This is a genomic window from Pseudomonas sp. R3-41 (genome assembly GCF_054161485.1).
Genome location: NZ_CP096421.1, coordinates 701,262 through 723,755, shown reverse-complemented (window position 1 = coordinate 723,755; position 22,494 = coordinate 701,262). Strand labels below are relative to the sequence as shown.

The following is a 22,494-nucleotide window of genomic DNA, read 5'->3' as shown; positions in this document are numbered from 1 at the left end:
TGAAGGACTTGCTCCCGCTCGGCTGCGCAGCAGCCGCATCGATTTGATGGGCCCGCTTCGCAGGCCAGCGGGAGCAAGCTCCCTCGCCACAGTTGTATGCTGAAGGACGTCAGTCGTTCGAGGTCTGCTCGGCCAGCGCCACGGCGCGGAACATCGCGCGGCGCTTGTTCAGGGTTTCTTCCCATTCCAATGCCGGCACCGAGTCGGCGACGATACCGCCGCCGGCCTGCACGTGCAGTTCGCCGTTTTTGATCACCGCGGTGCGAATGGCAATCGCGGTGTCCATGTTGCCGTTCCAGGCGAAATAACCCACCGCCCCGCCGTATACCCCGCGCTTGACCGGCTCCAGTTCATCGATGATTTCCATCGCGCGGATTTTCGGCGCGCCGGACAAAGTGCCCGCAGGCAGGATCGCCCGCAAGGCATCCATCGCCGTCAGCCCGGCCTTCAATTGGCCGGTGACGTTGGAGACGATGTGCATCACGTTGGAATAGCGCTCGATGACCATCTTCTCGGTGAGCTTCACCGAACCGATTTCCGAGACCCGCCCGGTGTCGTTGCGCCCCAGGTCGATCAGCATCAGGTGCTCGGCGATTTCCTTCTCGTCCGACAGCAGGTCCTCTTCCAGCGCCCGGTCAGCCTCCTCCGTGGCGCCACGGGGGCGAGTGCCGGCGATCGGGCGCACGGTGATCAGGTTGTCTTCGACCCGCACCAGCACTTCCGGCGAACTGCCCACGACATGGAAGTCGCCGAAGTTGAAGAAGTACATGTAGGGCGTCGGGTTGAAGCAGCGCAACGCCCGGTAGAGATCGATGGGCGCGGCCTTGAAGTCGATAGACATCCGTTGCGACGGCACCACTTGCATGCAGTCGCCGGCGAGGATGTATTCCTTGATGGTGTCGACGGCCCGTTCGTAATCGTCCTGGGTGAAGCTGGAACGGAACACCGGGTCGGCCGCCGACTGCTTGCTGAAATCCAGGCCGGGACGCGGCGTGATCGGCTGACGGAGTTTTTCCAGCAGTGCCTGCAGGCTTTTCTGACCTTGCTCGTAGGCATCTTCCCGGGACGGGTCGGCAAGGACGATCGCGTGCATCTTGCCGGCGAGGTTATCGAAGACCACCACCGCGTCGGAGACCATCAGCAAGATGTCCGGCACGCCCAGCGGATCGGGGTTCGGGCAGGTGCCCAGGCGCTTTTCCACGTAGCGCACGCAGTCGTAGCCGAAATACCCCACCAGCCCGCCGTTGAAACGCGGCAGGCCGGGGATGGTCGGCACGTTGTAGCGGGCCTTGAAGGTTTCAACGAAGGCCAGCGGATCTTCGACTTCGAGGCTTTCGATTTCGACGCCGTCGTGGGTCACGCTGATGCGATGGTCATGGACCCGCAGCACCGTACGGCACGGCAAGCCAATGATGGAATATCGGCCCCACTTTTCGCCGCCCTGTACCGATTCGAGCAGGTAGGAGTTGGGCTGGTCGGCGAGCTTGAGATAGATCGACAGCGGTGTGTCGAAGTCGGCCAGGGTTTCGCAGGCAAGGGGGATGCGGTTGTAGCCGGCAGCGGCTAGACGCAGGAATTCTTCACGGATCATGGGATGCCTCGTGGCAAGAGGAACTGACAGTCAGGTATGCAAACGCGCCGGATAACCGGCCAGGATCATGTCAGGTGCGCCAACGCCAGCGGGCCAGGGCCTTCATGACTTTCATCCAGAGTTTGCGAGTGACCACCACGATGGCGTTTCCAGAAGAGGATTGAACAGCGTCGGGCAACGTTATCTCAGCGGCCGGGTCCAGGCAACCGGGAATTAACAGGCGCAAATCGTCGATCACCAGCGTCGGAAACTCTTCGGCGATCGGCCGGCCGTGGTTGTAGCCGTAACTCAACGCCACGCACTTGACCCCCGCCGCCTTGGCCGCCAGTACATCGCTGCGCGAGTCGCCGACGAACAAGGATTGGGAGGCCGGGATGTTGGCCATTTTCATCACGAAGAACAGCGCGGCCGGGTCAGGTTTTTTCTGTGGCAAGGTATCGCCACCGATGATCCAACGGAAATAGCGGCCAATTTTCATCTGGTCCAGCAGCGGCGCGACGAAGCGTTCCGGCTTGTTGGTGATCAGGGCCATTTCCACGCCCTGCTTTTTCAGCCACTTGAGGGTGGAGCGCACGCCAGGATAGACCACTGTCAGCTGGTGATTGTCTTCGTAGGCTTCATTGAACAACGCCAGCGCCTGCTCGGCTTCGGCCTCATCGACGCCTTGGGCATCGATGTCGTTGGCCAGGGCCCGGCGCACCAGCATGGGCGCGCCGTTGCCGACCCAGTGGCGCACCGCGTCGATGCCGGCGGGCGGGCGCCCAAGCTTGAGCAGCATCGTGTCCACGGCCGCCGCGAGGTCCGGGACCGAATCGACCAAGGTGCCATCGAGGTCGAACATCACCAGACGCGGCAAGCTGCCGGGAAACAGCTGCTCGAAGCCGCTCATGGGCGCGCCAGGGCCAGTTCGGCGCGCATTTTTGCGATCACCTCTTGGTAGTCGGGCGCGTTGAAGATCGCAGAGCCGGCGACAAAGGTGTCGGCGCCGGCCGCGGCGATTTCACGGATATTGTTCACGTTCACGCCACCGTCGATTTCCAGGCGGATGTCACGGCCCGAGGCGTCGATCAGGGCACGGGCTTCGCGCAGCTTGTCGAGGGTGCCCGGGATGAATTTCTGCCCGCCGAAGCCAGGATTGACGCTCATCAGCAGGATCATGTCGACCTTGTCCATCACGTACTTGAGCACGTCCAAGGGTGTCGCCGGGTTGAACACCAGGCCAGCCTTGCAACCGCCTTCGCGGATCAACTGCAGGGAGCGGTCGACATGCAGCGTGGCTTCCGGGTGGAAGGTGATGTAGGTGGCGCCCGCCTCGATGAAGTCACCGACGATGCGGTCCACCGGGCTGACCATCAGGTGCGCGTCGATCGGCGCGGTGATGCCGTATTTGCGCAGCGCCGCGCAGACCATCGGGCCGATGGTCAGGTTGGGCACGTAGTGGTTGTCCATGACATCGAAGTGCACGATGTCGGCCCCGGCGGCCAGAACATTGTCCACTTCCTCCCCCAGGCGGGCGAAGTCGGCGGAGAGAATCGACGGAGCAATAGCGAAGGGCTGCATGACGCACCTGTTTTGAGCGAAATCACGATGGCGCGCATTGTATACCTCAAGATTTGGCGCGCCCACCGTGACAGTCGATCAATACGCCGCGCGGTAGATCTTCTCGATATCGGCGGCGCTCAACTGACGCGGATTGTTGCGCATCAGGCGCTCGATCCCCGCCGCCTCCACCGCCATGGACGGGATCACGTCCTCGGTCACGCCCAGGCCGCTCAGGCCCTGGGGAATCTGCACGGCGGCGCACAACGCAACCATGGCTTCCACGGCTTCGTCGGCCGCTTCAAGGTCACTCAAATGAGCGGTCCGGATGCCCATGGCCTCGCCGATATCGCGCATGCGCTCGACGCAGGCCATCTTGTTCCAAGCCATCACATACGGCAGCAACAAGGCGTTGGCGACACCATGGGACACGTGAAAGCGCCCGCCCAACGGATAGGCCAGCGCATGGACCGCCCCGACCCCGGCATTACCGAAGGCCATGCCGGCCATCAGGCTGGCCGTGGCCATGTCTTCACGGGCTTGCAGATGGTTAGGATTGGCATAGGCCTTGGGCAGCGCGCGGGTGATCAGTTTGATTGCGCCGATGGCCAGGGCATCGGTGATCGGCGAAGCATTGAGCGACAGGTAGGCCTCGATGGCGTGCACCAGCGCATCGACGCCACTGGCGGCCGTGACGCTGCGCGGGCAGGTGAGGGTCATTTGCGGGCTGACCAGCGCCACGTCCGGCAACAAAAAATCGCTGACGATGCCTTTTTTCAGTTGCGCGGCCTTGTCGGAGAGGATCGCCACGTTGGTGACTTCCGAACCGGTGCCGGCCGTGGTGGGGATGGCAATCATGGGCGGGCCTTTGCGCGGCACCTGATCGATGCCGAACATGTCCTGCAATTCGCCGTGGTAACCGGCATAGACGCCCACGCATTTAGCGATGTCGATGGCACTGCCGCCGCCCAGGCCGATCAGGCCATCGTGGCCGCCGTCGCGGTAGGCCTGCATGCAATCTTCGACGATGGCGATTTCCGGGTCCGGCATGACCCGGTCGAAAATCTCGTAGTCGCGCCCGCCCAGGTGCTGCAGGGCCAAGTCCACGGTGCCGGACTTGACCAGCGCCGCGTCGGTCACGATCAGCGGATTGTCGACGTCCAGCCGCGTCAGCTCGGCGGCCAGTTGCTCGATGGCAGCGGCACCGGTGATCAGTTTATGGGCGATCTTGAATGAGGAAAGACTCATGTGCGCGGCCTCTTATTCGAGTATGGGCTGGCACAAGGATAGCTCGGTATTGAGGGTTGTCTGCCATTCAGCTTATGAATACACCGCAAACCCAATGTGGGAGCGGGCTTGCTCGCGAATGCGGTGGAACATCCAACAACTGGGTCGACTGTTACACCGCTTTCGCGAGCAAGCCCGCTCCCACAGGGATCAACGCTGGCGTCAGACTTGGGCAGTGCGCAGCTTCTCGCTACGCCCGCGCAACCACTCCAGGGTCAGCAGCAGGACCACCGAGAACGCAATCAGCAACGTCGCCGCCGCGGCGATGGTAGGGCTGAGGTTTTCGCGGATACCACTGAACATCTGCCGTGGCAGGGTTGCCTGCTCAGGACCCGCGAGGAACAGCGTCACCACCACTTCATCGAACGATGTCGCGAAGGCGAACAGTGCCCCAGAGATCACGCCCGGGGCGATCAACGGCAGGGTCACCCGACGAAACGCCGTCAGTGGTGATGCTCCAAGGCTGGCGGCGGCGCGGACCAGGTTGTGGTTGAACCCCTGCAAGGTCGCCGACACCGTGATGATGACGAACGGCACACCCAGCACCGCATGGACCACGATCAGCGAGAAGAAACTGTTGCCCATCCCCAGCGGTGCGAAGAACAGATAACTGGCCACGCCGATGATCACCACCGGCACCACCATGGGCGAGATCACCAAGGCCATCACCAGCGCCTTGCCGGGGAAGTCGCCGCGGGTCAGGCCGATGGCCGCGAGCGTGCCGAAGATCATCGCCAGCAAGGTCGCCGCCGGGGCCACGATGATGCTGTTTTTCAGTGCCCGCATCCATTCGGCCGAGGCGAAGAAATCGTGGTACCACTGCAGCGAAAAACCTTGCAGCGGGTAGACCAGGAAACTGCCGGAGTTGAACGACAGCGGAATGATCACCAGCACCGGCAGGATCAGAAACAACAGGATCAACCCGCAGAGTATGCGCAGGCTGTAGAACCACACCCGCTCAATGGGGGACATGTAAGGACTCACCATTTTCGATCTCCCCTTAGCTCAGGCGCAGGCGACTGGCGCCCACCAGCCAGCTGTAAATCAGATAAAGCACGATGGTCGCCAGCAACAGCAGCCCGCCGAGCGCCGTGGCCATGCCCCAGTTGATGCTGGTGTTGGTGTAGAACGCGACGAAGTAGCTGACCATCTGGTCGTTCGGGCTGCCCAGCAACGCCGGCGTGATGTAGTAGCCAATCGCAAGGATGAACACCAACAGGCAACCGGCGCCAACACCGGCGTAGGTCTGCGGGAAGTACACCCGCCAGAAACTGGCGAACGGGTGGCAGCCCAGGGAAATCGCCGCCCGCATGTAAGTAGGCGAGATGCCTTTCATCACGCTGTAGATCGGCAGGATCATGAACGGTAATAGGATGTGAACCATGGAGATGTACACACCGACGCGGTTGAACACCAGTTCCAGGGGTTTATCGATGACACCCATGGCCATCAGCGCGCTGTTGATCAAGCCGCCCGATTGCAGCAGCACGATCCACGCCGCGACCCGCACCAGGATCGACGTCCAGAACGGCAGTAGCACCAGAATCATCAACAGGTTGCTCTGGCGCGATGGCAGGTTCGCCAACAGGTAGGCTAACGGATAGGCCAGCACCAGGCAGATGGCGGTAATCACCAGGCCCATCCAGAAGGTGCGGGCGAAGATGTCGAGGTAGATCGACTGGTCAGGGGTGGCCGGGGCCAGTTCGCCGAGGTCATCGATGCGGTGATCGACGGCTGCCAGCAGGTAATACGGGGTAACGTTACTGGTGTTGCGGCGGATCACCTGCCAGTACGCCGGGTCGCCCCAACGCTCATCGAGGTTTTCCAGGGCTTCTTTATAGGAAGCCGGCTCGGTGGCAAACGGCAACGCCCGAGCGGTCTTGGTCAGCAGGCTGCGGTAGCCGGCCAATTCCATGTTCAAGCGCTTGGACAAATCGCCCAGGGTCTGATTCTTGCGGGCTTCGGCCAGGTCTTCAGTGGCAGCCTTGTACACCGGCTCGCCCGGCAGACCGCGTCCGTCCCAGGCCGCGACAGCGGCGACAGTGCGCGGCATGGCGCCCACCACTTCCGGGTTGCTGACGCTTTTGAACAACAGCGCCACGATTGGCACCAGAAACACCAGCAACAGAAACAGCACCAGCGGCGCGATCAAGGCCTGGGCTTTCCAGCGGTTGACCCGCTCGGCATGTTTGAGCCGCTGCTTGAGGGTGGGGCTGGTGCCCGCGTTCAGTGGAACGGCGATGGCCATGGCGAACTCCGCAAATCTTTTTATCGTTACAGGGGCGGCGAGCCGCCTCTGTTCTTTTGAAACCGCAACCTGGTGGTACGCGTGGTTGTGGCGAGGGAGCTTGCTCCCGCTGGGCCGTGAAGCGGCCCCAAAATTTGTCGGCAATGCCTATTTTGTGAGTGCTGCGCACTCAAGCGGGAGCAAGCTCCCTCGCCACAAAAGCCTCGCCTCACCGGAAGACGTGGGTTACTTCGCAGCCCAGGAGTTGAAGCGCTGCTCCAGTTGCTCGCCGTTGTCAGCCCAGAAGCTGACGTCGATCTGCACCTGGTTGGCGATGTTTTCCGGGGTGGTCGGCATGTCTTTCAGGACATCCTTGGCCAGCAACGGCACTGCCTGGGTATTGGCCGGGCCGTAGGCGATGTTTTCCGAGTAGGTCTTCTGCTGCTGCGGTGCCACCGAGAAGGCGATGAATTTCTTCGCCGCTTCGGCGCGGGTCTTGTCCAGGCCGCGAGGGATGGCCCAAGCGTCGAAGTCGTAGATGCCGCCGTTCCACACCACCTTCAGGTTGCTTTCTTTTTGTACCGCGGCGATCCGGCCGTTGTAGGCCGAACTCATGACCACGTCACCGGATGCCAGGTACTGCGGCGGCTGGGCGCCGGCTTCCCACCACTGGATATTCGGCTTGAGCTCATCGAGCTTCTTGAACGCACGGTCCTGGCCATCTTTGCCGGCCAGCACCTTGTAGACGTCCTTCGGTGCAACGCCGTCGGCCATCAAGGCGAATTCCAGGGTGTACTTGGCGCCTTTGCGCAGGCCGCGCTTGCCTGGGAATTGCTTGGTGTCCCAGAAGTCCGCCCAACTGGTCGGTGCGGTCTTGAGCTTGTCGGCGTTGTAGGCCAGCACGGTCGACCACACGAAGAAACCGACGCCGCAAGGTTGGATAGCGCCCTTGACGTAATCTTCGGCCTTGCCGAACAGGGCCGGATCGAGTTGCTCGAACATGTCTTCATCACAACCACGGGACAATTCCGGAGACTCGACTTCCACCAGGTCCCAGGAAACGCTCTTGGTGTCGACCATGGCCTTGACCTTGGCCATTTCGCCGTTGTACTCGCCAGCCACGATCTTGCCGTTGCCGGCCGCTTCCCACGGTGCGTAGAAGGCTTTGACCTGAGCCGCCTTGTTCGCCCCGCCGAAAGACACCACGGTCAGGTCCGGGCCCGCCGCCATCGCGCTTGCCGCACCCATCATGCCCAGTGTCAGGGCTGTGAACTTCAGGGATCTCAACATTTATTGTTCTCTCCACGTGCAGGGTTGGTGTTGGTACAGCAGGGGGCGATCAATTCGCCTCTAAAAGGGGATCGAGCGCACGCACATGCTCGACTTGCCAGCCAAGCGGAACCACGTCCCCGACGGCGAGCGCGGGATCGAGCTCGGCAATCGGCTGTTTCACGAAGAAGTCGTTCTTGCCGCAGACTTCCAGGCGAACCCGGACGTGGTCGCCCAGATAGATGAATTCCGCCACCCTCCCTGAGAAGCGGTTGACACATTGTTCGCTGACGCCATTGAGGCTCACCCGCTCCGGACGGATCGACAGGGTCACCGGCTCGCCGGGCTGGCCGACGTTCACCGCCAGGGCCTCGACTTTCTCGCCGCGCGCCAACTCCACCAGGCAACGATCGCCGGTGTGGCTGTGCAGGCGACCGTTGAGACGGTTGTTTTCGCCAATGAAGTTGGCGACGAAGGTATTTTTCGGCTCTTCATACAGGGTGCGTGGTGGGGCGATTTGCTGGATCTCGCCCTGGTGGAACACCGCCACGCGGTCGGACATGGTCAAGGCTTCGCCCTGGTCGTGGGTCACGTAGACCACGGTCACGCCAAGGCGCTGGTGCAGGTGCTTGATTTCCATCTGCATGTGTTCGCGCAATTGCTTGTCCAGCGCGCCGAGGGGTTCGTCCATCAGCACCAGCTGCGGCTCGAACACCAGCGCCCGGGCCAGGGCTACCCGCTGCTGCTGGCCGCCGGACAATTGCGCCGGGTAGCGTTGGGCGAAGCTGTCCAGCTGGACCATGCTCAGGACGCGCTTGACCCGATCGCTTACGTCGCTCTTGTTCAAACCACGCACAGTCAGTGGGAAGGCGAGGTTCTCGGAGACGGTCATGTGCGGGAACAAAGCGTAGTTCTGAAACACCATGCCGATGTCGCGCTTGTGCGGCGGCACATTATTGATCGAGCGCCCGGCCAGCAGGATCTCGCCGGCGGTTGGGGTTTCAAACCCGGCGAGCATCATCAGGCTGGTGGTCTTGCCGGAGCCGGAAGGCCCGAGCAGGGTCAGGAATTCGCCTTTGCGAATGTCCAGGTTGAGGTCTTTGACGATCAGGTTCTCGCCGTCGTAGCTCTTTTGCACACCACGAAAGCTGACCAGCACATCACTGGCCCCCGCGCTTGAATCGACCTGGCTCATACCCGCACCTTTTGTTTTGATGACTGCTTGTGAATCAAGCCTAGTGGAGCCTGGGGGCCGCGCAAATCGGGGGGCAGGAGAGAATCGCCTCAGCCGGATGGAAGAGTCGGGGTAGGGATTGCCCTACAAGGATGGCGGGATTGGATAAGGACAGTGGCGAGTTTCAAACGGCGAGCTGCAAGCAGGGGCAAAAAGCGCTGTTGTGGGGTGTCGCAAATGGATATGCAGACACATCTCTTCTGTGGGAGCGGGCTTGCTCGCGAAGGCGGTGTATAAGTCGACAGATGTGTTGGATGTCAGACCGCCTTCGCGAGCAAGCCCGCTCCCACAGAGGAAATTGCGGAGTTTAGAGCAGCTTGTGCTCCATGGCGTACTTCACCAGCTCGGCCAGCGAGGTGATGTTGAGCTTTTGCATCAGCCGCGCCTTGTGGGTGCTGATGGTCTTGCTGCTCAGGGCCAGTTGCTGGGCGATGTCGTTGACGTTGGCACCCTGGGCCAGGCGTTCGAAGACCGAGAATTCGCGTTCGGACAACAGCGAGTGCAGCGGCCGCGTATCGGTGAGGCCGACTTCGAAGACCATGCGGTCGGCCAGGTCCGGGTCGATGTAGCGTCCACCGGCCGCGACCTTGCGAATCGCCATGAGCAGCAGGGCCGGGTCGCTGTCCTTGGTCGCGTAGCCGGCGGCGCCGACTTTAAGCGCGCGAGCAGCCATTTGCGCTTCATCATGCATCGACAGCACCAGGATAGCCGGCGGATTGTTCAGCGCCCGGATCCGTGGGATCGCCTCCAGGCCGTTGACCCCCGGCATGGAAATGTCCAGCAGCACCACTTCGCAGGGCACGTGACGCAGGGTCTCGAGCAATTGTTCGCCATTGCTCGCCTCCCCTACCACCACCAGATCCTTGGCCAGGCCGATCAACTGCTTGATGCCTTCGCGGACAATGGTGTGGTCTTCGGCTACCAGTACACGGATCACATTGCTCTCCAGATTCAGGATCTCATCGCGAACGGGTTCGCAATGGCTACTTTACGCTCGACATCCTTGCAAGCCGATACACCGCTTTCGCGAGCAAGCCCGCTCCCACAATGGATCGGCGGTAAACACACATCTTGAATCCACCCCGATACAAGGTGGGAGCGGGCTTGCTCGCGAAGGCGCCAGCCCAGGCAACCCAAGACCATCAGGCCTCATGCAGCGGCACCCGCACCGACAGGGTCGTCCCCTCCCCCGGCTCGCTGTCCAAGGTCAATTGCCCACCCATGATCAGCACCCGTTCACGCATGCCGGCCAGGCCAAAGGACGTCGGCCGGCTCGTATCGGCAATAAATCCTACACCGTCGTCGCTGACCGTCAGACATAAATCAGCACCTTGCTGGACCAGCGTCAACTCCACGGTATGCGCCTGGGCATGGCGCATCACGTTGGTCAGCGCCTCCTGGAGAATCCGAAACAGGCCGATGGCCTTGGCGTCGCTCAGGGTTGGCAGGTTGTCCGGCACCTGCACCAGGCAAGGAATCTGCGTGCGCGCCTCGAAGCGCCGGGCCTGCCATTCGATGGCCGAGGCAATGCCCGCATCCAGGATGGGCGGGCGCAACGCCGTCGCAACGTCCCGCACCAGTTGGAACAACTGGGCAATCAGGCGCTTCATGCTGTTAAGCCGCTCCTGCAGACCCGGGTCGAGTTGCGCATAGGCCAACTCACACATGGATGTTTCAAGCTTCAACACCGTCAGCATCTGGCCCAGCTCATCATGAACTTCCCGGGCAATACGGGCCTTTTCCTCTTCCCGCACACTCTCCAAGTGTGCCGACAATTCGCGCAATTGCTCCCGGGAGCTGGCCAGCTCCAACTCGATGCGCTTGCTGTTCGTGATGTCCCAAACGATACCGTCCCAGACGTAGGCGCCATCCTCGAGGCGACGGGTGATCGCCTTGATCTCGGCCCAACGTTCCTGGCCTTCGCGGGTCAGGATACGGCCCTGCCAGGACCAGTCACTGTCGGTATCCAGCGCCTGGTCCTGGGTACGGTGGTAATCGGCCTTGTCCTGCGGGTGCACCAGGCTGCGCAGCCCAGTGTCGCTGCGGGCCAGGATTGCAGGGGAATAGCCCACCAGGCTTTCGCTGCCTTCGCTGATGTAGGCGAAGTCGATCTGGCCGGTCACCGGCGCCCGCTCCAGGCGAAAGACCAGGCCGGGCACATTGGCGGCGATGCCTTGCAATCGCGCCTCACTTTCGCGCAACGCCGCCAGCGCACGTCGACGTTCAGTCACGTCGTTGAGGTAGACCACCAAATATTCGGCGTCGCGAAAACGCAGGAAGCTCAGGGAAACGTCGGCCGGCAGGATGCTGCCATCGGCTCGCACGCATTCGGTCTCGAAACTCTGCGGTCCGTCTTCACTGGCCCGGGCGCGCTTCCACAGGTTCAGCCAGCGATCCATGTGCAAGCCCGGTTCGAAGTCAATCAGGGGCCGGTCAATAATGGCGCCCGAGGCGTAGCCGAGCATGGTTTCGGCCGCTCGGTTGGCATAACGCACGTGGCTGTCCCAATTGACCCAGAGGATGCCCACCGTGCTTTGATCAATGGAGAACTGCGTCAGGCGCAAGGCCTCCTCGCTGGCCGTACGCTGGGCGATGTCTTCCCGCGCGGTACGCAGTCGGCGCTCCAGGCCGCGTTGCTGGCGGCGCTGCCAGAACACGATGGCGACACTGCTGAGCAGCAAGGCCAGGATCAACAGGGTCAGGTTCTGCCAGAAACCCGGGGTTTCGGTCAGGCGCGGGTATTTGGGCTTGAGCCAACGGCTGTGCAGTTGCTCCAGCTCCTTGGCCGGGATTGCCTGCAAACCGCTGTCGATGATCTCGGCCAGTTCCGGCCAATCCCGGCGTGTGGCGACCCGCAGCAGCTGCGGCAGGCCAATGTCGCCCACCACCGCCAGCTCGGCGAATTCGGGTTCGACCATCAGTCGTCCAAGTTGCGCCTCGTCGACCACCGCGTATCGGGCCTGCTGGGTCAGCAGCAATTGCAGGGCCTCGCGCTCCAGCGGCACACCTTGCAGATTCAGTGTCGGGTAGTTGCTGCGCAAGTAATCAGCCGTGGCGCTGGGCATGCGCACGGCGACGCGGGCCTGGGCGTCGAGTTTTTCCAACTCCACCCCCTCGGCGCCCTTCTGCGCTCCGACGATCAATTGCGGCACACGCATGTAGGGGTTGGAGAACTGCCAGAGCTTGAGCCCGCCCGGGGACTGGGTCAGGCCGGGAGCGATGTCCACCTCACCCGCGCGCACCGCGGATTCCAGTTGCGCCACGTCCTGGAAATTGCGCCAGGTCAGCTCGACGTTCAATGCCTTGCCCAGCCATTGCATCAACTCGACGTTGGTGCCGGACAACCGCTGCAAGCGTCGGTCGTATTGCGCATAAGGCGCCTGCAAGACCAGGCCGACCCGCCATTGTGGATGTTGCACCAGCCATTGGCGCTGCCCTGCATTCAATTGCACCCCAGGCGACGACGGCGCGGGGGCGGCCCACGCCATCAAGGGAAGCCATAAACAGCCGATAACCCACAGGCAGCAAAAACGCATCATTGAAGTCTCATGCACTGACAAATACTGACCAACCCATTAGGCTGCCGGAAATACTTCTGGTCATGGAATATCCGATGCCCTTTGTTTATCGCCTGGCATTGCCAGCATTGTGCCTGTCGCTGATCCTGCCAAGTGCCTTTTCTGTCCAGGCCAGCGAAACGGCCCCCGTCGCCGAGCAACCTGCCGAGGAGAAACCCGTCGAGCGCCAACCCTTGCTCGAGCGTAGCCAGGAGGAAGCGACGGCACTTGAACGAAAGGTTCCCCCCCAGGAACAGCAACAATTGCAGACCGGCAGCGACACCTTCCTGGCGCTGTGGAAACCGGCCAATACCAGTGACCCCAGGGGTGCGGTCATCATAATCCCCGGTGCCGGCGAAACGGCTGACTGGCCTCAAGTCGTCGGCCCATTGCGTAAAAAACTGCCCGATGCCCAGTGGAGCAGCCTGAGTATCACCCTGCCGGACCTGCAAAGCGACGTCATTGCACCGCGCGTGGTGGAAGCGCCGCCCGAGACCAAACCGGCCGACGCCGTTGCAGCGGCACCGGACGCGACCACTTCAGCGCCGATCGAACAGGTTGCCGGCGGCGAAGCCGATGCGGTAGAGCCAGTCGTTGCCCAAGCCGATGAAGAACACACCAGGGCCGATGCCGAGCGCATCTTTGCCCGCATCGACGCGGCGCTGGCCTACGCCGAACAGCAAAGCGCACGCCGCATCGTGCTGCTGGGCCATGGCACCGGCGCCTATTGGGCCGCGCGTTACTTAAGTGAAAAACAGCCCTCGCAAGTCGAACGCTTCGTGATGGTGGCCGCCCAGACGCCAGTCACCGCCAAGCCTGGCCTGGCCGAACTGACCCCGACCTTGAAACTGGCCACCGCCGATATTTTCTACATGGACAAGGCGTTGGATCGCAACGCGGCGCTGGAGCGCTTGCAGGGAAGCAAACGCTTGAAAGGTTCCACATTCAGCCAAGTGTCCCTCAAGGCCCTGCCGAACCGGTCGGCGGAGCAGGAACAGCTGTTTCGGCGGGTGCGGGGTTGGTTGGATCCGCAGAAGGTGGGGGAGTAAGGGCTAGTCCAGCGTGTGCGCCCACCATCCACCGTGGCGAGGGAGCTTGCTCCCGCTGGACTGCGAAGCGGTCCTGAGACCAGGCGCCGCCGCTCTTCAAAGAACGATCGCGTGAACCGGATTGCGGACTGCTGCGCAGCCGAGCGGGAGCAAGCTCCCTCGCCACAGAGGCGGTGAGGCTAACGAAAATCCCGTCGCTCGCGAATCAACCGATAGGCGTTATGCAATTCCCGGGTTCTATCGGTGGCTTCACGCACCTGCAAGGGTGTCGCACCGCTGCCGGCAATCTTGTCCGGGTGATGCCGACTGAGCAGGCGCCGATACGCGCGCTTGATCTGCGACGGTTCGCTGGTGGCCGAAACCCCCAGCAGGCGCAAGGCCTCCTGATAGGTCACGCCGACGTTGGGCCGCGACAGTTTCTGCGGTTCGTAATCAGCCGCCAACGCCTGGACCTGTTGCGGCGTCCAGCCCAACCAGCGTCCCCATTGGGTCACCAGTTCTCGCTCGCCGACACCGGCGCGTCCGTCGGCCCAGACCATCCGCCAACAGGCGCGCAACACCCCTTCGGCCGCATGGGGCTGGGCGGCCAGGCGACGCATATAGCCGCGCAAGCGATCGTTGCCGGACTTGCCCCGGTTGAACGCCGCGATGGCCCGGCGTTGCGCCGATTCGCTCAAGTCCAGCGCCCGCATCTCCTGGCGAGCCTGCTGGATATGGCCATCGACCACACGCCCGTCGCATTTGGCCAGGCGTCCGAGCAACACAAACAATAATTCGTCGTTGCGTAACGCCGGGCGTCCGCCTAGACGCTCACGTATTTGCGCCCAACCCTGCAGGTTCAGGCGCCGGTCCAGCGCCTGCCCTAACAACGCGCCGAGCATGGCCCCCGGGATGCTGGCTATGGCAAAGCCCGCCCCGGCTCCAATCAGAGTCCCTGGCCACCACATATCAACCGCTCGCTTCTATCAAGGTTTCGACCTGCGCCAAACGTTCATGGGTACCGACATCGACCCAATGCCCTTTCAGGTGCTCGCCACTGACGCGCCCCTCGGCCATGGCCGTGCGCAACAGCGGTGCAAGCTTGAAGGCACCGTCCGAGCAACCATTGAACAATTGCGGATGCAGGACGGCGATGCCGCTATAGGTCAGGTTGTCGGCAGGTGTTTGCCCATCGTGAACCTTTCCGTCGACCAGGGTGAAATCACCGCCCGGGTGATGCTCGGGATTATCGACCAGCACCAGGTGCGCCAGTCCTTCCAGCGGCTTGCGCAATACACTGAAATCGTAATCGGTCCAGACATCGCCGTTCACCACCAAAAACGCGTCATCGCCCAGCAGCGGCAAGGCCCGAAAGATTCCACCGCCGGTTTCCAGCGGCTCGCCTTCGGGGGAAAAACGGATGTTCACGCCAAACCGTGAACCATCCCCCAAATGATCTTCGATCTGCTGGCCGAGCCAGGCGTGATTGATCACGACCTCGGTGAAACCGGCCCTGGCGAGCGCCCGCAAGTGGTATTCGATCAAGGGCACGCCACCCACACGAATCAACGGCTTTGGCGTGGTCAGGGTCAAGGGGCGCATGCGCTCGCCCTTGCCCGCGGCCAGGATTATCGCTTTCATGCCGTTTCCCCGGCCGATTGCCGCAGGCTGCCAAGCAGCTCATCGAGCGGTGCCAGCTCAGGACGACGGGCAATGACCGCTTCTATATAGGCAAAGAAACGCGGCACATCGCCGAGGTAACGTGGCTTGCCGTCACGATGGCAAATGCGCGCGAAGATCCCGATGACCTTGAGATGACGCTGCACGCCCATCAAATCGCTGGCCCGCAGGAAGTCCTCAAGATCCGGCTGGACGGGAATACCCAGGGCGCCGGCCTGCTGCCAGTAACGCTCCAGCCAACCGTGCACCCGCGCCTCGGGCCAACTGAGGAAGGCATCCTTGAACAGGCAGGTCACGTCATAGGTCACCGGGCCATAGACCGCATCCTGAAAGTCCAGCACGCCGGGGTTCGGCACGCTGAGCATCAGGTTGCGCGGCATGTAGTCGCGGTGCACCAGCACTTTGGGCTGGGCCAAGGCGCTGTCGATCAGCAGCTCGGTGGCTTGCTGCCAGAGTTGCTGCTGGGCCGAATCGAGTTCGATGCCCAACTCGCGCTTGACGTACCACTCGGGAAACAGTTCCAGCTCTCGACGCAGCAACGCGACATCGTAGCTCGGCAGCGGCGCGACCATCGGCAGTTGCTGGAAAGCCAACAAGGCTTGCAGGGCATCTGCGAATAAATCGTCGGCATTTTCACCGTCGATCACGTCCAGATACGTCTGGTTGCCCAGGTCGTTGAGCAAAAGAAAGCCGCGTTCGAGGTCTTCGGCATAAATTTTCGGCACGTTGATGCCGGATTTCGCCAGTAAAAAAGCAATATCCACGAAGGGTTTGCAGTTTTCCTGGGGCGGCGGCGCATCCATCACGATCAACGTGCGGCCCTCGCCTTCCCAGCGGAAATACCGCCGGAAACTCGCGTCACTGCTGGCGGCGGTCAACGTGGCCGGGGGTACAGCCCCCCACCCCTGTTGAGTGAAAAGGATCGGCAGCTGTTCATCGAGCCAAAGTTTCAGGTGTTGCAAGCGTACATCTTGGTCGGGCATTGCAAGGGTCTCCGACGGCGCTAGCCGTCAAGCGGGTCATGCTTTATTATCCAGCATCTTTTTCAGACCATCGAGAGGCGTGCGGCCCACACCGCGGGCAGATGGCACGCAGGAAGCCCGGACTAATAAGATGGCATTGAAATCCCCCGCGTTTCGTAAAAAATTTCCGTTGCTGGTCACCGGCAGTCTGCTGGCCCTGCAACCCCTGGCCTCTTCATTCGTCGTCGCGGCGCAGCAGTATGACTGCTCCGTCTCCGCTTCGGGTGCCTGGGACTGTGCACCCAAGACACCGGCCGCCGCGTTGCCGCCGCGTCCCGTGCATGATGGCAGTGCGGTTTCCGACAGCGGCGCTGCTCCGGCCGACAGCGGCTCGGGCGAGGAAGCCGGCGAAAAGCCGATGCTCGTGACCGAAGCCAAGGGCCGTGGCCTGAAGTCGCGCAGTGCAGACTACAGCCACCTGGATTGGGTTCCACGCGAGAACCTCACCCCGGCGCAACTGGCTGAAACTGGTCCTTACTGCGCGGGTGCCTATATCGAGCCGACGCGTCCTGGCATGGATGACAAGACGGCCAAGAGCGATGCGCCCACCTTCCTCGGCGCCAAGGCGTCGCGCTATCAGCAGGAAGAACAGGTGGCGACCCTGGCCGGCGACGTGGTCATGCGCCAGGGCAGCATGCAGGTCGAGGCCGACGAGGCCAGCCTGTACCAGGCCGAGAACCGTGGCGAGCTGAGCGGCAACGTGCGGGTTCGCGACAACGGTGCGCTGATCGTCGGCGACCACGCCGATGTGCAACTGGACACCGGCGAAGCCAAGGTCGACAACGCCGAATACGTGATGCACAAATCGCGCATCCGCGGTAACGCGCTGTACGCCAAGCGCGCCGAGAACGCGATCATCCGCCTCAAGGACGGTACGTACACCACGTGCGAGCCGGGCAGCAACGCCTGGACACTCAAGGGCAACAACATCACCCTGAACCCGGCCACCGGTTTCGGCACCGCGACCAACGTGACGCTGCGGGTCAAGGACTTCCCGGTCCTGTACACGCCGTACATCTATTTCCCGATCGACGACCGTCGCCAGTCCGGCTTCCTGCCGCCGACCATCGGCACCAGCAGCGACACCGGCTTCCTGCTGGTCACCCCGTACTACTTCAACCTGGCGCCGAACTACGACGCCACGTTGTACCCGCGCTACATGGCCAAGCGCGGCCTGCTGATGGAAGGCGAGTTCCGCTACCTGACCAAGTCCAGCGAAGGTCAGTTCGGTGCTGCGTACCTCAACGACGAAGACGATGAGCGCAGCGGGCAGAGCGACTACGACAAGACCCGCTACATGTACAACTGGCAGCACAAGGGCGGCCTCGATTCCCGCGTGCTGACGGAAGTCGACTACACCAAGATCAGCGATCCGTACTATTTCCAGGACCTTGAAAGCGATCAGATTGGTATCGAGTCCAATGATCGCGTCAATCAGCAAGGGATCGTCAGCTATCGGGGGGACAACTATGTTGCCCGCTTGAATGCACAGGCTTACCAGCTGGCGACGATTTCGAAGATCACACCGTATAATCGCCTGCCTCAGATCACCTTTGACGGATCGCTGCCTCAGCATCCGTACGGCCTGGATTTCGCTTACAGGACGGAGTTGGTTCGGTTTGATCGAGATTTGCGGACTGGTGTCTACACTGACGAAGACGGTAATACCGAGGACCGGCTGGACACTAACGTTCGCGGCCTGGCACGGGCTAACGGCAATCGCCTGAACCTGGCGCCGGTCATGAGCCTACCGATGGAAGCAAGCTATGGCTTCATCAAGCCGTCGCTCAAATACCAGTACACCCAGTACGATCTGGACTTGGATAGCACCGGCAAGTCGCAAATCGCCGCACAATCGGCCGAGGCTGATCGCCTGCGCGGCACCTACAGTGGCAGCCAGAGCCGCGGCGTTCCAATCGCCAGCATCGACAGCGGCCTGTACTTCGACCGGGACACCCAGTGGTTTGGTAGCAACTACCGTCAAACCCTGGAGCCGCGCCTGTTCTACCTCTATGTCCCAGAGAAAGATCAAAGCGACATTCCGGTTTTCGACACCGGCGAATCCACCTTCAGCTATTCCTCGCTGTTCCGGGACAACCGTTTCTCCGGCTCCGACCGTGTCGGCGACGAGAACAAACTGTCCTTGGGCGTGACCAGTCGCTGGATCCAGGAAAACGGTTTCGAGCGCCAGCGCGTCAGTGTCGGCCAGGCCTTTTACTTCAAGGACCGCGAAGTTCAACTGCCAGGCATCGACTTCAACACGCGTGAAGATGCCAAGTCAGACGTATCTCCATACGCACTGGAGTACGAATTCCGCTGGAACCGTGACTGGCGCACCACGGCTACCTACAACTGGGATCCGGACACCCACAGCCCTCGCTCGGGCAGCGCGATGTTCCACTACCAGCCAGAAGACAACCCGAACAAGGTCATCAACGCCGGTTATCGCTATCGCAACGACCAGGTCCGTTACGACCAGACTACGGGTCAATGGTCCGTGGGCGGTGGCGACTACGGCACGCCAGGCACACCTGGCTACGTGAAGGACTACTACAAGATCAAGCAGCACGACTTCTCGGTCATCTGGCCGATCGTGCCACAGTGGAACCTCATCAGCCGCTGGCAGTATGACTACAACCGCAACCGTACCCTGGAAGCCTTCGGTGGTTTCGAATACGACAACTGCTGCTGGAAACTGCGCCTGATCAACCGTTACTGGGTCGACTACGAAGAGTTCAGTCAAGCCGCCCCGGAAAACGAAAAAGGCGACCGCGGCATCTTCCTCCAAATTGTTCTGAAGGGACTCGGCGGCCTGACTGGCGCCAAGGTAGAGAGCTTCCTCGACAAAGGCATCCAAGGTTATCGTGAACGTGAAGACCAAGCTTTCTGATTGTCTGCGCCCGCTGATGTTGGGCGCGCTGTTCCTGGGTACCGCAGCCAACGCCGCGGTACAGTCCATCGACAAGGTAGTGGCCATCGTCGACAACGACGTAGTCATGCAGAGCCAACTGGACCAGCGCGTCCATGAAGTGCAGCAAACCATCGCCAAGCGCGGCGGAGGCCTGCCGCCTCCAGGCGTGCTGGACCAGCAAGTGCTCGAACGCCTGATCGTCGAAAACCTGCAATTGCAGATCGGCGAACGTTCCGGCATCCGCATCACCGATGAAGAACTGAACCAGGCCGTCGGCACCATTGCCCAGCGCAATAACATGAGCATCGACCAGTTCCGTGCCGCCCTGGCTCGCGACGGCCTCTCCTACGAGGACGCCCGCGATCAGATCCGCCGCGAAATGGTCATCAGCCGTGTGCGCCAGCGCCGTGTCGCCGAACGCATCCAGGTGTCGGAACAGGAAGTGAAAAACTTCCTCGCCTCCGACTTGGGCAAGATGCAGCTTTCCGAAGAGCTGCACCTGGCGAACATCCTGATTCCTACCCCGGAAAGCGCTAACTCCGAAGCCATCCAAAGTGCTTATCGCCAGGCAATGGATGTCTACCAGCAGCTCAAGCAAGGGGCCGACTTCGGCCAGATGGCCATTGCCAAGTCGGGCAGCGACAACGCCCTGGAAGGCGGCGACATGGGCTGGCGCAAGCCCGCTCAATTGCCGCCTCCGTTCGACCGCGAGCTGAGCGCCATGGCCGTCGGCGACATCACCCAGCCAGCACGTACCCCAGGTGGCTTCATTATCCTGAAAGTGCTGGAAAAACGCGGTGGCGGAACCCAGGTCCGTGACGAAGTCCATGTTCGCCACATCCTGATCAAGCCAAGCGAGATTCGCAGCGAAGCCGAGACCAAGCGTCTGGCGGAGAAACTCTACGACCGCATCGAAGCGGGTGAAGACTTCGCCGAACTGGCGAAGAGCTTCTCGGAAGACCCGGGTTCGGCCCTCAACGGCGGCGACCTGAACTGGGTGGACCCAAACGCCCTGGTTCCCGAGTTCCGCCAGGTCATGGCTGATACGCCGCAAGGCCAGCTGTCCAAGCCGTTCAAGAGCCCTTATGGCTGGCACGTACTGGAAGTCCTCGGCCGTCGCGCCACCGACAGCACCACCCAGGCGCGCGAACAGCAGGCGATGACCGTATTGCGTAACCGCAAATACGACGAAGAGCTGCAAACCTGGCTGCGTCAGATTCGCGACGAAGCCTACGTTGAAATCAAACTTCCTGGTGCAGACCAGGCAGCGCAGTGAAACCCAAGCGTTTCGCGCTGACACCCGGCGAACCAGCCGGCATCGGTCCCGACCTGTGCCTGCTGCTCGCCTCGCAACCCCAGCCGCATCCCCTGATTGCCATCACCAGTCGCGACCTGCTCCTTGAGCGGGCCGCGCAACTGGGGGTGGTCGTCGACCTGTTGCCGGTGACGCCGCAGGCCTGGCCGGATATTCCAGCGCCCGCCAATAGCCTGTACGTCTGGGATACGCCGTTGGGCGCCCCGGTCGTCACCGGGCAATTGGACCAGGCCAACGCCGCGTTCGTCCTGCAAACCCTGACCCGCGCCGGTCAAGGCTGCCTGGATGGGGCGTTCGCAGGCATGATCACCGCGCCGGTGCACAAGGGCGTGATCAACGAATCCGGGATTGCCTTTTCCGGGCACACCGAATTCCTGGCGGAGCTGACCCACACCGCGCAAGTGGTGATGATGCTCGCCACTCGTGGCCTGCGCGTGGCCCTGGTGACCACTCACCTGCCCTTGCGGGACATCGCCGACGCCATCACCCCGGAACGCCTGGAACGGGTCACGCGCATCCTGCACGCAGACCTCCAGGAAAAATTCGGCATCGCCCGACCGCGCATCCTGGTCTGTGGACTCAACCCCCATGCCGGTGAAGGCGGACACCTGGGCCGAGAAGAAATCGACATCATAGAACCCACGTTGGAGCGCTTGCGCAGCGAGGGCATGGACCTGCGTGGCCCGCTGCCTGCCGACACTCTGTTTACCCCCAAATATCTGGAGCACTGCGATGCGGTGCTGGCGATGTACCACGACCAGGGCCTGCCCGTGCTGAAATACAAAGGCTTCGGCGCGGCAGTCAACGTGACGTTGGGCCTGCCGATCATCCGCACCTCCGTGGACCATGGCACCGCCCTGGACCTGGCCGGCAGCGGCAAGATCGATACCGGCAGCCTGCAAGTCGCGCTAGAAACCGCCTACCAGATGGCCGAGACCCATTTATGACCGAGCAATACCAACACCGCGCGCGCAAGCGCTTCGGCCAGAACTTCCTGCATGACGCCGGCGTGATCGATCGCATCCTGCGTTCCATCCGGGCCAAGCCCGACGACCGCTTGCTGGAAATCGGGCCGGGCCAGGGCGCCCTGACCGAGGGCCTGCTCGACAGCGGCGCACAACTGGACGTGGTGGAGCTGGATAAAGACCTGGTCCCGATCCTCAACCAGCAGTTCGCCGGCAAGAGCAACTTCAACCTGCATCAGGGCGACGCGCTGAAGTTCGACTTCAATAGCCTGAACGCCGCGCCGAACAGCCTGCGGGTAGTGGGCAACCTGCCGTACAACATTTCCACGCCGCTGATCTTCCATCTGCTGAGCAATGCCGGCCTGATCCGCGATATGCACTTCATGCTGCAAAAAGAAGTGGTCGAACGTCTAGCCGCCGGCCCTGGTGGTGGAGACTGGGGTCGCCTGTCGATCATGGTCCAGTACCATTGCCGGGTCGAACACCTGTTCAACGTAGGCCCGGGTGCATTCAACCCGCCACCGAAAGTCGACTCGGCCATCGTTCGCCTGGTGCCTCATGCCGTCCTGCCGCACCCGGCCAAGGATCATCGCCTGCTGGAGCGGGTGGTGCGCGAAGCGTTCAACCAGCGCCGCAAGACCCTGCGCAACACCTTGAAACTGTTGCTCAGCAGCGCCGAAATCGAAGCCGCCGGCGTTGATGGCAGCCTGCGCCCCGAGCAGTTGGACCTGGCGGCGTTCGTACGCTTGGCCGACAAACTCAGCGAACAGGCCGCCCCGCAAGCCGACGCCAACTGAACAGAGGTCGAGCGCTATCGGGCAGTACGCCAGTCTGGTTTACTACCCGATACTTGGCCTAGACTCATCTCC

Annotated in this window: 18 protein-coding genes; 5 read left to right on the top strand and 13 right to left on the bottom strand. The window is 62.0% G+C overall.

All coding sequences use genetic code 11. The features are described from left to right. Positions 1–109: 109 nt before the first annotated feature. The 10 genes from trpE to M1D99_RS03170 all read right to left on the bottom strand — a co-directional run bounded on the left by trpE (position 110) and on the right by M1D99_RS03170 (position 12,686). Positions 110–1,591 carry an anthranilate synthase component I gene (trpE, locus tag M1D99_RS03215; protein ID WP_434573982.1) on the bottom strand — a complete coding sequence of 494 codons (1,482 nt, stop codon included), beginning with the start codon at positions 1,589–1,591 and terminating at the stop codon, positions 110–112. A 70-nt stretch (positions 1,592–1,661) separates the two neighbouring features. Next, positions 1,662–2,480, bottom strand: a complete 819-nt coding sequence (locus M1D99_RS03210; protein ID WP_186729591.1) for a phosphoglycolate phosphatase — start codon at positions 2,478–2,480, stop codon at positions 1,662–1,664. Continuing rightward, a complete protein-coding gene (rpe, locus tag M1D99_RS03205; protein ID WP_186706977.1) occupies positions 2,477–3,151 on the bottom strand; it encodes a ribulose-phosphate 3-epimerase in 675 nt (224 codons plus the stop codon). Before rpe ends, M1D99_RS03210 begins: the two co-directional genes overlap by 4 nt. A gap of 78 nt (positions 3,152–3,229) precedes the next feature. Continuing rightward, positions 3,230–4,378, bottom strand: a complete 1,149-nt coding sequence (locus M1D99_RS03200; RefSeq protein WP_458131367.1) for an iron-containing alcohol dehydrogenase — start codon at positions 4,376–4,378, stop codon at positions 3,230–3,232. Positions 4,379–4,579: 201 nt separating this feature from the next. Further along, the gene (locus M1D99_RS03195; protein WP_186706975.1) at positions 4,580–5,404 is read right to left on the bottom strand and encodes an ABC transporter permease; all 825 of its coding nucleotides are present in this window, start codon (positions 5,402–5,404) and stop codon (positions 4,580–4,582) included. A gap of 13 nt (positions 5,405–5,417) precedes the next feature. After that, positions 5,418–6,665 (bottom strand): ABC transporter permease, encoded by a 1,248-nt coding sequence (locus M1D99_RS03190; protein WP_186706974.1) that lies wholly within the window; start codon positions 6,663–6,665, stop codon positions 5,418–5,420. A 225-nt stretch (positions 6,666–6,890) separates the two neighbouring features. After that, positions 6,891–7,934 (bottom strand): ABC transporter substrate-binding protein, encoded by a 1,044-nt coding sequence (locus M1D99_RS03185; protein WP_003206153.1) that lies wholly within the window; start codon positions 7,932–7,934, stop codon positions 6,891–6,893. A gap of 49 nt (positions 7,935–7,983) precedes the next feature. After that, positions 7,984–9,108, bottom strand: coding sequence for an ABC transporter ATP-binding protein (locus M1D99_RS03180; RefSeq protein WP_053125916.1), 1,125 nt, complete (start codon positions 9,106–9,108; stop codon positions 7,984–7,986). A gap of 346 nt (positions 9,109–9,454) precedes the next feature. After that, complete coding sequence (locus tag M1D99_RS03175) at positions 9,455–10,084, bottom strand: response regulator (RefSeq protein WP_003206156.1); 630 nt, start codon at positions 10,082–10,084, stop codon at positions 9,455–9,457. A 205-nt stretch (positions 10,085–10,289) separates the two neighbouring features. Continuing rightward, a complete protein-coding gene (locus M1D99_RS03170) occupies positions 10,290–12,686 on the bottom strand; it encodes a PAS domain-containing sensor histidine kinase (protein ID WP_458131366.1) in 2,397 nt (798 codons plus the stop codon). Between the two features lie 74 nt (positions 12,687–12,760). Here M1D99_RS03170 and M1D99_RS03165 point away from each other — a divergent pair, with 74 nt between their 5' ends. Continuing rightward, a complete protein-coding gene (locus M1D99_RS03165; protein WP_434573972.1) occupies positions 12,761–13,753 on the top strand; it encodes an alpha/beta hydrolase family protein in 993 nt (330 codons plus the stop codon). Positions 13,754–13,932: 179 nt separating this feature from the next. Here M1D99_RS03165 and M1D99_RS03160 read toward each other — a convergent pair whose 3' ends face one another. From M1D99_RS03160 to M1D99_RS03150, 3 genes are read right to left on the bottom strand one after another with little or no spacing between them, the layout of a single operon-like run. Further along, on the bottom strand, positions 13,933–14,700 hold the full coding sequence (locus M1D99_RS03160) for a TerB family tellurite resistance protein (protein WP_434573970.1): 768 nt from the start codon (positions 14,698–14,700) through the stop codon (positions 13,933–13,935). Position 14,701: 1 nt separating this feature from the next. Then, positions 14,702–15,373, bottom strand: coding sequence for an N-acetylmuramate alpha-1-phosphate uridylyltransferase MurU (gene murU / locus M1D99_RS03155; protein ID WP_458131365.1), 672 nt, complete (start codon positions 15,371–15,373; stop codon positions 14,702–14,704). Further along, positions 15,370–16,395 carry an aminoglycoside phosphotransferase family protein gene (locus M1D99_RS03150; RefSeq protein WP_434573968.1) on the bottom strand — a complete coding sequence of 342 codons (1,026 nt, stop codon included), beginning with the start codon at positions 16,393–16,395 and terminating at the stop codon, positions 15,370–15,372. The genes murU and M1D99_RS03150 overlap by 4 nt, the downstream gene beginning before the upstream one ends. A 130-nt stretch (positions 16,396–16,525) precedes the next feature. Between M1D99_RS03150 and M1D99_RS03145 the strand changes: the two genes are divergently transcribed. From M1D99_RS03145 to rsmA, 4 genes are read left to right on the top strand one after another with little or no spacing between them, the layout of a single operon-like run. Then, positions 16,526–19,324 (top strand): LPS-assembly protein LptD, encoded by a 2,799-nt coding sequence (locus tag M1D99_RS03145; RefSeq protein ID WP_434573966.1) that lies wholly within the window; start codon positions 16,526–16,528, stop codon positions 19,322–19,324. Continuing rightward, on the top strand, positions 19,305–20,621 hold the full coding sequence (surA, locus tag M1D99_RS03140; RefSeq protein ID WP_139197732.1) for a peptidylprolyl isomerase SurA: 1,317 nt from the start codon (positions 19,305–19,307) through the stop codon (positions 20,619–20,621). Before M1D99_RS03145 ends, surA begins: the two co-directional genes overlap by 20 nt. Beyond that, positions 20,618–21,607 (top strand): 4-hydroxythreonine-4-phosphate dehydrogenase PdxA, encoded by a 990-nt coding sequence (gene pdxA / locus M1D99_RS03135; RefSeq protein WP_186729596.1) that lies wholly within the window; start codon positions 20,618–20,620, stop codon positions 21,605–21,607. Before surA ends, pdxA begins: the two co-directional genes overlap by 4 nt. Further along, entirely contained in the window at positions 21,604–22,422 is an 819-nt protein-coding gene (gene rsmA, locus M1D99_RS03130) for a 16S rRNA (adenine(1518)-N(6)/adenine(1519)-N(6))-dimethyltransferase RsmA (RefSeq protein WP_186706966.1), read from the top strand. Before pdxA ends, rsmA begins: the two co-directional genes overlap by 4 nt. Positions 22,423–22,494: the final 72 nt, after the last annotated feature.